The 12475-nt window shown below is 67.2% G+C and carries 13 protein-coding genes; 9 read left to right on the plus strand and 4 right to left on the minus strand.

Features of this window, described 5'->3' with window-relative positions:
- The first annotated feature begins 56 nt into the window (after positions 1-56).
- From CAP_RS00110 to CAP_RS00135, 6 genes are all read left to right on the plus strand, one after another.
- A complete protein-coding gene (locus CAP_RS00110) occupies positions 57-242 on the plus strand; it encodes a hypothetical protein (RefSeq protein ID WP_231510996.1) in 186 nt (61 codons plus the stop codon).
- Entirely contained in the window at positions 229-828 is a 600-nt protein-coding gene (locus CAP_RS00115; RefSeq protein WP_044234612.1) for a hypothetical protein, read from the plus strand. Before CAP_RS00110 ends, CAP_RS00115 begins: the two co-directional genes overlap by 14 nt.
- 110 nt (positions 829-938) lie before the next feature.
- Positions 939-2408, plus strand: coding sequence for an AgmX/PglI C-terminal domain-containing protein (locus CAP_RS00120; protein WP_231510997.1), 1470 nt, complete (start codon positions 939-941; stop codon positions 2406-2408).
- A 154-nt stretch (positions 2409-2562) separates the two neighbouring features.
- Positions 2563-3147, plus strand: a complete 585-nt coding sequence (locus CAP_RS00125; protein WP_044234616.1) for a hypothetical protein — start codon at positions 2563-2565, stop codon at positions 3145-3147.
- A gap of 39 nt (positions 3148-3186) precedes the next feature.
- Positions 3187-4539 (plus strand): hypothetical protein, encoded by a 1353-nt coding sequence (locus CAP_RS00130; RefSeq protein ID WP_044234618.1) that lies wholly within the window; start codon positions 3187-3189, stop codon positions 4537-4539.
- Positions 4536-5132 carry a polysaccharide biosynthesis/export family protein gene (locus tag CAP_RS00135; RefSeq protein WP_231510998.1) on the plus strand — a complete coding sequence of 199 codons (597 nt, stop codon included), beginning with the start codon at positions 4536-4538 and terminating at the stop codon, positions 5130-5132. The genes CAP_RS00130 and CAP_RS00135 overlap by 4 nt, the downstream gene beginning before the upstream one ends.
- Positions 5133-5198: 66 nt before the next feature.
- Here the strand turns inward: CAP_RS00135 and CAP_RS00140 are convergent, their stop codons facing one another.
- Both CAP_RS00140 and CAP_RS00145 read right to left on the minus strand, forming a co-directional pair.
- Positions 5199-6182, minus strand: coding sequence for a PPC domain-containing DNA-binding protein (locus CAP_RS00140; protein ID WP_081864400.1), 984 nt, complete (start codon positions 6180-6182; stop codon positions 5199-5201).
- Positions 6179-8245 (minus strand): OmpA family protein, encoded by a 2067-nt coding sequence (locus CAP_RS00145; RefSeq protein ID WP_081864401.1) that lies wholly within the window; start codon positions 8243-8245, stop codon positions 6179-6181. The genes CAP_RS00140 and CAP_RS00145 overlap by 4 nt, the downstream gene beginning before the upstream one ends.
- A 149-nt stretch (positions 8246-8394) precedes the next feature.
- Here CAP_RS00145 and CAP_RS00150 point away from each other — a divergent pair, with 149 nt between their 5' ends.
- From CAP_RS00150 to CAP_RS00160, 3 genes are all read left to right on the plus strand, one after another.
- Positions 8395-9057 (plus strand): Maf family protein, encoded by a 663-nt coding sequence (locus CAP_RS00150; protein ID WP_044234621.1) that lies wholly within the window; start codon positions 8395-8397, stop codon positions 9055-9057.
- Positions 9054-10499, plus strand: coding sequence for an ArnT family glycosyltransferase (locus CAP_RS00155; RefSeq protein ID WP_063748613.1), 1446 nt, complete (start codon positions 9054-9056; stop codon positions 10497-10499). The genes CAP_RS00150 and CAP_RS00155 overlap by 4 nt, the downstream gene beginning before the upstream one ends.
- Before the next feature lie 88 nt (positions 10500-10587).
- On the plus strand, positions 10588-10851 hold the full coding sequence (locus CAP_RS00160) for a hypothetical protein (protein WP_044234622.1): 264 nt from the start codon (positions 10588-10590) through the stop codon (positions 10849-10851).
- On the opposite strand, the gene CAP_RS00165 is transcribed toward CAP_RS00160, so the two are convergent.
- Positions 10814-11842, minus strand: coding sequence for an RluA family pseudouridine synthase (locus tag CAP_RS00165; protein ID WP_231511001.1), 1029 nt, complete (start codon positions 11840-11842; stop codon positions 10814-10816). The two genes, CAP_RS00160 and CAP_RS00165, sit on opposite strands and share 38 nt — an antisense overlap.
- A gap of 48 nt (positions 11843-11890) precedes the next feature.
- Positions 11891-12451, minus strand: a complete 561-nt coding sequence (locus CAP_RS00170) for an SMI1/KNR4 family protein (RefSeq protein WP_044234727.1) — start codon at positions 12449-12451, stop codon at positions 11891-11893.
- Positions 12452-12475: the final 24 nt, after the last annotated feature.

A 12475-nucleotide genomic window follows, 5' to 3' on the forward strand; every position in this document is an offset into this window, starting at 1 on the left:
GTCACGGTCTGCTGCTGGTGACCATCGTTGCAGCGGTCTGCAGCAGCAGTGACGCCATGGCGCAAGAGCGAGGCAAGCCGCGGGGGGTGATCACCCTGACCGAGGTGACGATCACGGGGCGTATCCAGAAGCCCATTGCGGCCGTCGACGTGAGCCGGATCCAGCCGAAGCTCACGCTGGCCGAGCTGCGGCAGCCGTTCCTCGATCGCATCGAGCAAGCGATCTACCGTGAGCCCTTCTAGCGGGTCGATCGCGACGCTGCTCGTCGCGCTGGCGCTGGCGCTGGCGCTGGCCTGTGCGGCCGGAGCGTGGCGCTACCGCGACAAGGTCCGGAGGCTCAGCGGGGGCGACGTGGAGGCGACAGCGCGATCGCTCCGGAAGTTGCCTCGTGAAGAGCGGCTGGTCGCGCTGTCACAGTGTGCGCCACGAGGTAGCTTCGCGCATCGCTTCGCGCTCACGGTCATGGAGGTGCGTGGTGACGATGCGCGAATTGCCGCAGTGAACGAGCTCCTGGCGGAGGCAGCACGGGTCCTCGATGTGGGGGCTGCGTGGTCCGCAGTGGGCACGCGGCTCGGCGCTCTGGGGGGGCTGCTCCTGGCCACGTTGATGTACCTGGTCGGTGGGCCACCTGCCATGATCGCTGCCGTGCTCGGGCTCGCCGCGACAGGCGCAATCCTCGCGGCCACCCTCGGAGCTTCTGCGCGCGCCGAAGCGGAGCGGCAGCGACGCTCACTCGATGACCTGGTCGCCGTCGTGATGGGCGACTCGGGGGAGGCACCCGAGAGAGCAGCTTCTCCGGGTCGTCGGCAGCGCACGCGCCGCAGCTAGCCGAGCAGGGGCCCAGCGCACACCCCGGGCATCATCGCCACGGGACGAGCCATGCCTCGGTTCTGGTCCCTGGAGCATGGGGCGGTTGCCTGGACCCTCCTACGCCGTCCGTGTACCCTCTCGCTCGGCGGGCGCCCGCGCCCGGCATTCTGGAGACCCGCGGCATGACCCAGCAGCAGCTCTCGCCACCGTCCTCTCGCAGCCCTGGGCAGATGACCGCGACGATGCGGGCCGCCACGCCGCCTGCTCCGGGACCGAAGGTGCTCCGCATCGGCCTCGTGCTGGGCGGCAAGATGATCGAGGAGCGGATCATCAAGGAGCGCACCCACGTCACCATCGGGCCCAGCGAGAAGAGCATGTTCGTGGTCCCGAGCCGTGCCATCCCGCCGAGCTTCAAGCTCTTCGAGATCGTGGGGAGCGAGTACCACCTGACGTTCCTCGAAGGGATGAGCGGCCGTGTCGCGTTGAAGAGCGGCGTCGCGGACCTGGAGGGCCTCAAGGGAGCAGCGAAGCGCGTTCAGAGCGGAAATACCCAGGCCTACCAGGTCCCCCTCACCGAGGAGGCGCGCGGCAAGATCGTCGTTGGTGACACCACCTTTCTGTTTCAGTTCGTCACCCCGCCTCCAGTACAAGCGCGCCCTCAGCTCCCGTCTTCGGTCAAGGCGGGGCTGGGCGACCAGATTGACTGGACGACCACCATCATCGCCGCCTTCTCGTTCCTGCTGCACTTCGGAGCGGTGGGATCCATCTACTCGGACTGGATGGACCCGGTCATCGACGACGAGAACAGCGTCGCCGCGCTCATCGAGTCCGTGAAGCAACTGCCGCCTCCCCCTGTCGAGCAGCCGAAGGAGACCGAGACCGACACTGCGCAGACGGCCCAGGCAGCAGCAGAAGCGCCCAAGGCAGCAGGTCCGTCGAAGGGGGCTGCTCCCGGTAAGGTGAGCGATGCGCGCGCCACGGCGATCGTGAACGAGCTCCAGCAGCTCGAGATGCAGATGCTCGGCGCGCTGAACGCGAGCGGCAATGCCACTGCTGGTGTGCTCGCTTCCGGCGACGTCTCGCTCGGCCTCCTCGATGGAGCTGCTTCGAGCAGCTCCGGCGTGGGCCGGGGTGGGATCGCCGGCTTGAACCTGGGTGGGGGAGGGAGCGGGACCGTGCGCCCCGGAGCGATCGGCGGCAGCGGGCTCGCGGGGATCGGGGACACGTCGAGCGGAGGTCCGGCGACGGCGGGCTCGACGCAGAAAGTGAAAGGGCCCGTGGGCAGCGCCAACGTGGGTGGCGCGGCAGTGTCCGGCGGCAACGTGGCGAACGCCTCCTCCGTCGTGGCCGGGATGAGCGCAGGATTCAGGCGCTGCTACAACCGCGGGCTTCAGGAAGATCCGACCATGAAGGGGTCGGTGCGCGTCACCGCGAAGATCGGACCCAACGGCGAGGTGCTCTCGGCGACGCCTTCCGGGGGCGGGCTCTCGGGAACGGTCATCTCCTGCGTCGTTGCACGCGTCATGAGCGCACAGTTCTCGCCTCCAGAAGGGGGCGGCGCGACGATCGTCATTCCCGTCACCTTCGTGAGCCAGTAGTCGAACGTCGCGGCCTCTTCACGCAACCAATCAATGGGCGTCCTCTGCGTGGCAGGACCGGTTTCTGCTCAGGCTGGCGCGCTGGTTGCATTTTGACAACCCTGGAAGGCGGATTCTATACTCCGCACGTGGTCCGGGGTTCTCGGAGGATGGGATGAGGCGAGATCAACTTCTCAGCTTCTCCGCAGCGGCGGTGATCGCGCTGGTCATCGGGCACGGAATCGCTGTTGCCCAGGCACAGAACATCGCGCCGCCGCCTCCGCCCGAACTGGCGGAAGGGGCAGCGCGTCAGGCTGCACTGCCGCCTGGAGCTCAGCTCGCCGAGAGTGAAACCTTCCTGATCCGCATGGAAAGCTCGCGCCTCACGGTGCGTCGGCAGCTCGAGACCGCTCGCAACGAGCGCGATGTGGTGAAGACGCTGTGCCTGAACGACAAGCTGAACCAGGTCGACGTCGCCCTGCGCTCGGCCCGAGAGCGCAGGCAAGGTCTCGAGCTTGCGGTCAACCGTAGCGATGCCGATCTGGCGACCCACGAGTTCACCATCCTGACGGTGCTTCGCCAGCGTACGGAGCAACTCTCGGCAGAAGCCAACCAGTGCATCGGCAAAGAAGCTGGCTACATCGGAGATAGTGCCGTCTCCTCCTCTGTCGATCCGAACCTCCCTCAGGAAGATCCCACCGAGAAACCAGCCACCGAAATCATCGTCGAACCGCCTTCCTGCAGCAGTTGCTTCAAATAGGCATCCACGTTCAGGCACGAGACGGCGACTGAACAGGTGATGAAATTTAGCGCATCAATCGCTGCGTCGATCTCTGCGCTCTTCTCCCTGTCAGTGGTTTCATCGACCGCAGGAGCGCAGGACCAGCCCTGGCTCGCCGACCGCCAGTACACCGAGGGGATCGGGATCCGGGTCGGCGACTTCGAGTTGCACCCTGGTGCAGCCGCCGAATTCGGCTTCGACAGCAACTTCTTCCGCCGTGCTGACGTCGAGGATCCCGTCGGTTCGCTTCGATTGCGGGTCACGCCGTCATTCTCGCTGTCGACACTCGGACCGCAGCGCCTTCAGGCCTCCCCGGATGCCCCGCCGCCCGATTTCGCCTTTCACGCAGGAATTGCGGCGACCTACAACGAATTCATTCCGGTCTCCGGCCCAGATGAGGGCAAAGACCTGATGAGCGAGCAGCGCAACGTCGGTGGTCTACTGGACTTGCGCCTGGCGATTCTGCCGCAAAGGCCCTGGTCCGGGAACCTGGAGGCGTCGCTCGGCCGAACCATCGCTCCCACCGATCAAGGCCTCACGCAGGACAGCTTCAACAGGATCAATGCCGCTGCAGGCGGTGAGCTCATCTGGACTCCGGGTGGTGGTCTCCTCGACTGGCGGCTTGGTTATCACTTCGACGGGACGATCTTCGAATCTGGCGGCTACCAGGATCTGACCAACCTGACCCACATGTTCGGGACCAGGGGGCGCTGGCGGTTCCTCCCGCGCACGGCAGCCATCTACGACGCCTCGTTCGGATTTCTGAGCTATCCCGATGGCGGCAAGTCTGGACACCCGCTGCGCGTTCAGGCCGGGTTGAGCGGTCTGCTCACGCCATCCCTGAAAGTGCTGGCTCTCGTCGGCTGGGGCGCGAGCTTCTACACCGCGCCCGTCGATGGGAGCGACTTCGACAGTGTGATCGGGCAACTTGAGGTGAAGTACTACCTGACGCCGAGCCCGTCTTCCGACCCCGCTGCGTCGAGCCTTGTGATCCCCTCGATCTCAGCCGGGTTCATTCGCGATTATCAGGACAGCCTGATCGGAACCTACTTCGAGCGGGATCGTGTGTACGCGAAGCTGACCTACTTCTTCGGTGGGCGCTTCCTTCTGGATGTCGAAGGAGGGGTGGGGGCCATCATCTACCCGAACATCCCTTCCAACGGCTCGTACGCAGCAGAGTCGGCGTGGACCGATGTCCGGGTGGATGCGACCGCGTTCGGCGAGTACCGACTCAGGGACTCCATCGGGTTCAACGCCACCTTGCGCTACAACGCCAACCTCAGCCAGACCACGCTGACCGTGCCTGAAGGGGAGAACTCGCTGCAGTGGCAACAGTTCGAGGCATACCTGGGCGTACGCTGGTTCATGTGACGGTGCTCGTCCACTGCGTGATGCTCGTCCTCGCGATCGCGGTAGGGGCGTGCAGCGCTTCGCCTCCACACGCCGCCAACTTGCCAGCGCCGATCGAGGCGACCACCATCGATTCGGGAGACGTGTTCGAGCTCCGCGTGGTCGGGGAGGACAAGCTGCCGACGGAGTTCACGGTCGCGCCCGACGGGACCGTGGACGTGCCGTACATCAAGCGGATCAAGGTGGCGGGCCTCGAACCTCAGGATGTCGCGGCGCTGGTCCGCGCACGGCTGATGGAGGAGCAGTACTTCACCGATCCGAGCGTGTCTGTGAGCGTGAAAGCGTACAACTCGAAGCGGATCGAGGTGCTCGGCCAGGTGCAGAAGCCTGGCTCCTTCCCCCTGGAGCCCAGGATGACCTTGCTCCGGGCGATCTCACTGGCTGGAGGGTTCAGTAGCATCGCCAACCGCGACAAGATCATCATCCGGAGGAAGGTGAAAGACGGGCGAACGGTGGCTGACACGGTGTCCGCCGACGACATCTCCGCCAACCGGATCCCGGACGTGCTGCTGCAGGCAGGCGACTCGATCGATGTGAAGCAGCGGGTGTTCTGAGCCTCCACGAGGAGACTCGCGTCCCCATTCGCCTCCTTCCGCAGTGCGGGGGAGGCGAAGGCGACATCAGTGCTTGCGGGCGAGCTTGAAGCGATGCTTGCCGGTGACGGGATCGAGCACGGGGGCTTCGATCTTGAGCATGGTCAACGCCACCTCGCGAACACGGCCGTCCCGCTCCTGTCGGAGCCGGATCCGCTCTCCGTCGGACCCGATGACCTCGCACTCACCAAAGTGGAAATGGGTGACCAGGTCCCCGATCTCCGGGTAAGCCTCTTCGTGCTGCGTGGCTTGCCGCGCGGGTCGCTGTGGCGCCGTATGACCAGGCGCTGCTGCCAGGTCCGTTGCTGGCGCGCGCGAGGGCTCCGCGGCTGAAGGGCGTGGCGACTCCAGCGTCATGGTGCGCGGTGCGTCGGCCGGGACGGGCGAACCGCCTTGGAACGTCTGACCTGTCGCGGCCTGAGCTGGGGCCGGCTGGGCAAATGTGGTGGAGGACGTCGCGGGAGACATGCTCGCGGTGGGGAGCGGATTCGGGGTCGTGGCGCCCGATGAAGCGGGGCTCTGAGCTGCGTGCACCGGCATCGCTGGGGCGCCTGGTGCGGAGAGCGCACCAGCCTGCGCCGCCAGGACAGTCTGGCCAGAGCGCTCGTCGGGGATGCGCGCCAGGATCACGTCGTCGAACGCCGTGACCAGGAGTTCGAGAGCCAGGGCGCGGCCCCAGAGCAGCTCCCCCGCGGCGAGCTGCAGCCCGAACTCGGTTTCGCGTGCGAGCGTCACCCAGAGGCGGACGTTGCTCACCCCTCCCTGGGAGGCGATGCTGCCCGTGAGCGATACAACCTCACTGGGACCCTCGATGCGGCGGGGGGAGAGCCGGCCGCGTGCAGATGGATCCGCCGGTGCGATCTCGGCCGCTTCGAGCGTTCCAGTGCCTTCTATCCAGCCAGCTTTCGCCTCGATCTCGTCGAGGGCCTGGGCCAGCACAGTGGGGAGTTCATCTCCTCGGTCGACTCGGATGATCAGATGACGGGGGCGACGGGCCTCGATGACGTTCATCGATGCGGTACCTCGGCAGGCTTGGGAAGGGGTGAGTTGGGAGTAGGAGGCTGTTGCCCAGGTGTGGGCGCCTCCTTCGCTGGCGCGGTCCTGGTTCGGCGCGCGCTGGAGCGGGGGGAGCGGGTCACCGTGATCTCGATCTGCGGAGCGCCAGCAGGGCGCTTCAGTGTTGGATCACCGGCAGCAGGGGTGATCACCTCCGCCGGGATCCCTGCTGCCGTGAGGATTCGTTTCACGGCATCCGCGCGGGCGGCGGCGACCTCCATGCCGCGCGTCGAGCCGTCACCGGAGCGATCCGGATAGGCTTCGACGATGACTGACGCGAGCGGCATGCGACCCCGCATGAGCTGAGCGGCCATGCGGAACTGTGCCTCGAGCGTGGCCGGCATCTTTGCACCACCCGGCGTGAAGCGCGCGAGACCATCCACGATGGGCTGCTCGTTTTGCCAGCGCACGGCGGGTTTCCCACCAGGCTCCGGGCAGCCATCGTCGTCGGCCTTGCCATCGATCGTCTCCGGCGTGGAGGGACAAGCGTCATCCTGATCGAGGATGCCGTCCTCGTCATTGTCCGGTTCCGGACATCCATCGTCGTCCTGGAAGCCGTCACGGTCTTCCTTCGCGTCCGGGCAGAGATCGCTCTCGTCGAGGACCTGGTCGAGATCATTGTCCGGATCGGGGCACCCGTCCTCGTCCTTGAACCCGTCGATGTCCTCGGCGCCGTTGGGGCAAACGTCCCGCTCATCCGGGATGCCATCGCCGTCGTTGTCGGGATCGGGGCAGCCGTCCTTGTCCTGATAGCCGTCCTTGTCCTCGGGCTCGTTGCGGCAGCGATCCTCGGCATCCGGGACGCCGTCACCATCGTCATCTGGATCGGGGCAGCCATCTTCGTCGCGGTACCCATCGACGGTCTCCGCGGCGTCACGGCAGCGATCCTGAGCATCGGGAATGCCATCGCCGTCGTTGTCGGGATCGGGACAGCCATCCTTGTCCTGGAAGCCATCGCGATCCTCCGGCAGGGTGACGCAGGCGTCATCACGATCGAGCACGCCATCCCCGTCAGTGTCGCGTCCAGAGGGGGCATACCGGGCGGCGAGCGTGAACCGGAAGCGCGGCGCCGTCACGGCAGACTCCTCGGCGAGTGGGATGGCGCCTCCGCCACCCAACGACAAGGAGACGTCGCCCGCGAGGAACGGCGCAGTCCGCGCGGAGAGGATCCACTCTGCAGGAACGAGAGGAGAGGAGGGCTGCTCTGCGAGGGTATACAGCGCGAATGCCTCCGTGCTCACGGTGAGCCAGCGCTCTGGGATCACTTCGTAGGACACGCCGAGCGCCCCGAGGAGCTGCGATCCCACCACGCTGCCGGCCAGGTTGGTGGCCTCGCGGAGACGAGCGCCTGCCTCGGCTGCAACTGCAAAGCGACCTAGCTGGAGATCCGCGACGACGCTGGGCGTTGCTGTGGCCATGGAGGAACCCGCGAAGACCGTCTCGTCACCGCTCGGCAAGCCGAGGTCGAGGCGGGCTGCGAGCGCGAAGGCCCCTGACGCCCCGACCCGCGCTCGGGGGAGGATGGCGAAGGCCAGACCCACGCGCGCATCGCGGATGGCGCTGCGCTGCAACTCCTCCTCCGTGTTGAGCACGCCGGCGAGGCCCGAGCCATCCTGGTAGAGTGTGAGCGGGGCGGCGAGCGTCAGCTCCAGTCGATCCGTGAGGCCGAGCGACCACAGAAAAGTCGCGTTGAGCACGTTGTCGAGCACGTTGACGGTGGTGCCCTCTGCGCTCGGCCCAGGGACGACGAGCCCGAGAGGGCGAGACTGGTAGCTGAGCGCGAGCCCGAAGGATGCCTTGCCGGGAGGTGCCGTGCCGGTGCTGGCGATCGAGAAGAACGGACCGCCACCTGGGCGGAGCCACAGGTTGTCGGCATCGATGCAGGGGGAGAGGTCACCCGCAGGCGCGCAATCGGCCGCCTGCGCAGGCGTCTCGGTGGCGCACACGGCGAGGAGCCCGGAGGCGAGGAGCGACCGCACTCGCGGTCCTACCGGCTGCCTCGGCGGATTCGAGCGCATCCAGCAGGACCCTTACTACTGCCCCACACAGGGTCAACAGAGCAATTGCGAGGATCACCGCTCGGCCTCGCCCAGGCCGTGGTAGCTAGGGGCCGCCGCGCTGGCTCGGACGCGCCGGGCTCCCGCGAGCGCAGGAGCGACATCGCGCCATGATTGACCACGCGCACCCTCTTCTCCTCGGATCGTCGTCTCCGCGCAGGCGCGACATCCTGGCAAGCCTGGGTCTCCCGTTCCGGGTGGCGGCTGCCGAAGTCTCGGAGATCAAGGCCGAAGAAGAACGTGCGGAGGACTACCAGGCCCGGATCGTCCTGGCGAAGCTCAAGGCCGCTCAGGAGCGGCAGGAAGCCGCCGATGCGGGCGCGCTCCTGGTGGCGGACACCGAAGTGGTCCTCGACGGGCGCGTCCTCGGCAAACCACGCGACCTGGTCGGGGCGCAAGCCATGCTCCGAGCCCTGTCAGGTCGCGACCACGAGGTGTGGACGAGGTTCGCGGTGACGGCTGGCGGCAGCGGCAGCGACGAGCGCGCAGTGCACGCGGAGACGGTGAAGACCCAGGTGTTCTTCCGCAGGCTTGAGGATGACGAGATCGTGCGCTACGCGGCCACGGGTGAGGGGCTGGACAAGGCGGGCGCCTACGCGATCCAGGGCCTCGGTGCGTTTGCTGTCGCCCGGATCGAGGGCTCCTACACGAACGTGGTCGGCCTCCCAGCATGCGAGGTGATCGCCGCGCTGCGTCGCACCGGGCTGCTGTCCGCGTTCCCGCTCCTCCCGGCGATGGATGACGGCGCGTCTTCGCCCCTGCCTGGCGTATGAACCCTGCCTCCGCGACGAGGTGGCGACGTGATGCCGCCGCCATCTTCGCGCTCGCGCTGGTGGCGCGGCTCATGGTGGTCGCATGGGCCGCGGGTCGCTTCGCGCCCGCTGCAGACGGCGCCTACTATCACCGCCTGGCGACCCGCCTGGCCACGGGGCTCGGTTACACCTGGAGCTGGCCAGATGGAGTGGTGACCTACGCAGCGCACTACCCCGTCGGCTATCCAGGAGCGCTCGCGGCGGTGTATGCGCTCTTCGGGCCTCACCCCGCCGGTGCGATGGTGCTCAACGCCTTCATGGGAGCGCTCGCCGCGCTCGCCGTGCACCGCCTGGCTGTACGCGCGACCAGCCGCCGGCTCGCCGCGCTCGCGGGTGGGCTGGTCGCGCTTCATCCGGGGCTCGTTGCATACACGCCTGCCCTGATGACGGAGGCTGTGACGGGGGCTCTGCTCGCCTGCGGGGGCTGGGCAACGGCTCGGGCCGCGGAGCGCAAAACCACATCGCGTTCACTGACGTCGCTCGTGGTCTTGGGTCTGATCCTGGGGGCAGCCACGCTCGTGCGACCCCAGTCGCTTCTGCTCGCACCGGTGTTCGGCTGGATTGCCGCGCGTGGTCGGCGCTCAAGGCTCGCCGCGGTCGCCGTCACCTCCGTGGCGCTGGCCGTCTGCGCACCCTGGACGGCCCGCAACTGCGTACGCATGGGTAGCTGCGCCCTGGTCAGCGTGAACGGCGGTTGGAACCTGCTCATCGGCGCCAACCATGAAGGAAACGGCGCGTGGGCTCCCCTGGAGGTGCCGGACGGCTGCCGCCACGTCTTCGACGAGGCTGGCAAGGACGCCTGCTTTGGCCGCGCAGCACGCCAGCAGATCGCATCACGACCTGCAGCCTGGCTCGCCCTGATCCCGCGCAAGCTCGCCGCCACCTTCGATTACTGCGGCGCCGCAGGCTGGTACCTGCACGACGCGAACCCTGCGGCCTTCGATCACCGCCAGAAGGTCGCGCTCGGAGCCGTCGAGACCATCTACGAGCGGCTCGTGCTCATCCTGTGTCTGGTCGGAGCATGGCGCGCAGCGCCAGCGCTGACGGGACGCCGCGTGCTCTCCGCTGCCCGGCTCGTGCTCTTCATCGTCGGGCTCCTCGCGGCCTTCCACGTGCACGCCTGGATTGGTTACGTCGTGCTGCTGGGGCTCTTCCTGCTCCACGGACGTGCCTTGCTCGGAGCCCCGGTGCTCACCCTCTGCGCGCTCTCGGTCCTGGGCACCACCCTCCTCACGCACGCCGCCTTCTTCGGTGCCGGCCGTTATGCGCTCGTCACCTTTCCCCTCCTCTCTGGCCTGGCGGCCCTCGGGGTACACCGTTTTTGGCCGGATTCACCCTCGAAGCCGGGCGCCGAAGTGGCTGGAACAGCCACGCCGGGGCCGAGCAAAGAGGAGCAACTTTGACAGCCCGCCGCGGAGTGCTGCATCCTAGGGTTCCCGAGCACCGAACGAGCGGTTCCCGGGCTGACGAGACCCACTCTGGAGCAGACGAATGCCCCTGATCGATACCGAAGAGGCGGCGCGCCGCCTGGCGCGTGCCATCGCGAGCGACCTCTCGCTCTACAACGAGGAGAAGATCGTTCAGGGAGTCCAGCAGGACGATCTCTTCAACGTTCTCTCGGAGGAGATCGAGGAAGGGCGAGCGCTCTACAAGAGCCGCGTGCTCCCCGATCTCTACCAGAAGAACTTCTACGACCGTGCGATCGTGGACATCCTCATCAAGTCGAAGAGCCACGTGAAATCGAAGATGTGGTAGCGAGCGCCCGCAGCCGGTTGAGCGCGCGCTCCATGTCTGCCGGCAGCGGGCTTTCCCAGCGCATCGTCACGCCTGTGCGAGGGTGAACGAACCCGAGCATCCTGGCATGAAGGGCCTGGCGCCCCAGCTCTTCTGCCGCCGTACGAACCTGCGGGTGACGGGGGCGCTTTCCATAGAGCGGGTCCGCGAGGACGGGCGTGCCGCCGCGCTCTGCGAGGTGGATGCGGATCTGGTGGGTTCTTCCGGTCTCCAGGGTACACGCGACCAGCGTGGCCAGAGCCCCGAACCGCTCCAGCACCCGCGCGTGGGTGACGGCGCGACGCCCGGTGTGCACGTGTGACGAGAACCGGAGGCGGTCAGTCGGGTGCCTGCCGTGCAGCGTGTCGTAGGTCGCGTCACGAGCCTCCCCGACCACGATGGCCAGATACTCTCGGTCTACGGCGTGGCTGGCGAAGAGTTCCTTCAGCGCCTCGCGCGTGGGCGCATCCTTCGCGACGACGAGCACGCCACTCGTCCCCTTGTCGAGGCGGTGCACGATGCCGGGGCGCAGGTGCCCTACCGGATCCCGTGGATCTGCTGCCGCCAGAGAGGAGCTGGGCCGCGCGAGCAGGCCGTTGATCATCGTCCCTGCTTCATGGCCTCTCGCCGGATGCACCACCATCCCGGCCGGCTTGTCGATCACGAGAAGGTGCTCGTCTTCGAAGACGACCGGGACGACCACGCTCTTGTCAGCGGCGGCAGGGCTCCGGGCGGGGGCAGGCGGATGGACCTCCACGCGAGCCCCGGCGGGCACTGCAGCGGAGCCGCGTGAGACCGAGCCATTCACGAGCACACGCCCTTCGTCGATCCAGCGCTGGACCGTGGCGCGCGAGGCTGTGCGTCCGAGGGTTGCGAGCAGGTGGACGAGGAGCTTGTCGAGGCGCTCTCGAGGCGTTTCCGTGGTCACCTCGAAGACCAGCGTCTCTCCGAGGTCATGTCTCTCGCTCGTCACGTGCCTCGATCCCTCATCGTGGCGTATCGACGCGCATGATGCCGACGCTCAGTAGTCGGAGTCTCCCTCGTCATCTTCGTCTCGGGTCTGCAGATCTTGGTTGATCGCGATGTACGATTCGAGATCTTCGAGGCGCTGTCCCTCGGTGAGCTTCACGAGGCCGACCTGGTGCGCCAGGTAAAGATCGAAAGCGGTGTAGCGAGGGAAGACGCGGACGCTCGTTTCCTCGTTGTCGAGGCCGAGGATCAACAGCTCGCCATCGCGCCGCGCCTCGCCCAGGTAGAGCGCGTTCCAGGGGTGTCCGGGGAGGTTCGGCAGTCGGACGACCTTCTGACGGATCTTGGAGTCGGTCCACCCGAGTTCGACCATCGCCTCCGCCAGCTTGCGGACCGAGGTCATCTTCGGCGCCGGCGCTGCCGGGGTCATCCCGAAGCGATGCCTGCCTTTGAACCGCTTGCCCAGGCTGTCGAACGTGAAGTCGAACTCCAGGAACGCCCTGAGCGTCGGCGGCAACTCGACCATCAGCCGTGACTCGAGCGCGTCGAGGTCCGCCGGGTTTGCCCCGGAGACTCCGTGGCTCTGGGGGCGCGTCTTCAGGTGCGTGATCACGCGCCGCACTAGCTCGACGCCTCG

Source organism: Chondromyces apiculatus DSM 436, assembly GCF_000601485.1.
Classification (GTDB): Bacteria; Myxococcota_A; Polyangia; order Polyangiales; family Polyangiaceae; genus Chondromyces; species Chondromyces apiculatus.